At 69.1% G+C, this 779-nt stretch carries 1 protein-coding gene and 1 pseudogene; one reads left to right on the top strand and one right to left on the bottom strand.

Features of this window, described 5'->3' with window-relative positions; all coding sequences use genetic code 11:
- The coding region (locus HCC78_RS33470) for a hypothetical protein (protein WP_216671431.1) at positions 1-387 on the top strand (387 nt) is incomplete at its 5' end.
- Here HCC78_RS33470 and HCC78_RS35185 read toward each other — a convergent pair.
- Positions 374-779 (bottom strand): annotated as a pseudogene (locus HCC78_RS35185) (hypothetical protein); the annotation flags it as partial. The gene HCC78_RS33470 and the pseudogene HCC78_RS35185 sit on opposite strands and share 14 nt — an antisense overlap.

Raw genomic sequence — 779 nt, 5'->3', positions numbered from 1 at the left:
GCTCTCCGGCGCTTCCTGCGAAGGACCGCAGCGCCCCTGGCGCCAGCGCCGCGGACCTGGACCACATTCTCCGCCAGCCTCCCGGAGATTGCGGCGCATTCGCCTGCCGGTCGGCGGATCGAGCCCGGCCGCGGCAATCTCCGGCCTGACCGCCTGCCAAACTGGATTGCCGCGATCCCACCTTGGCACAGCGATGCCGCCGCGGGGCGGTTGCAGCATGTGTGGGTAGCCCCGGTTTCGGCGGGCGCACGCCTCGGCTGGCATCATGCGATCGAAGGCGTCCAAGTGTCAGGCCTTTCCCGGGAGTTCGTTCCCCTGGCCGGCATGGGATCCGCGGGTCAGGTTCAAAACATCAAGCCGAGCTCGAAGCTCATCATGCAACGCTGATTTCCCTGCCCCGATCTTTCCGATCGATATCATGCTCGCTCCAGCTTCTCCCGCATTTTCGAGGCAGTGACCTGGCCGCGCCAACCGCCAGCTGCGGACCGCCCCGAAACTCTTCGCCCTTCGTCATCATCGCCCAGAGCGAGCACGCGAACGCCGTGGTTCGAGCGAGCGGGCGAACGCGGGCCGTTCGCGGGCCGCTCGGACCCGTGGCGCGTGACCGCTCGCAGTTGGCCAGCGCGATCGCCGCCAGCATCCGCGGCTTGCGCGCAAGGATGCGGCCGAGCCATGAACTCTCGGCAGGCGGCCGCGCCTTGGTGCTGGAAATCACCGCCATCGCGCCGGTGATCAGCAGGCGCCGGAGTTGCCGCTGGCCGCGCCACCGGTCCGAGCGG

The organism is Mangrovicoccus sp. HB161399, assembly GCF_013184745.1.
Classification (GTDB): Bacteria; Pseudomonadota; Alphaproteobacteria; order Rhodobacterales; family Rhodobacteraceae; genus Mangrovicoccus.
Note: the sequence above shows the minus strand (reverse complement) of the source record. Positions and strands in the feature narration are given on the sequence as shown.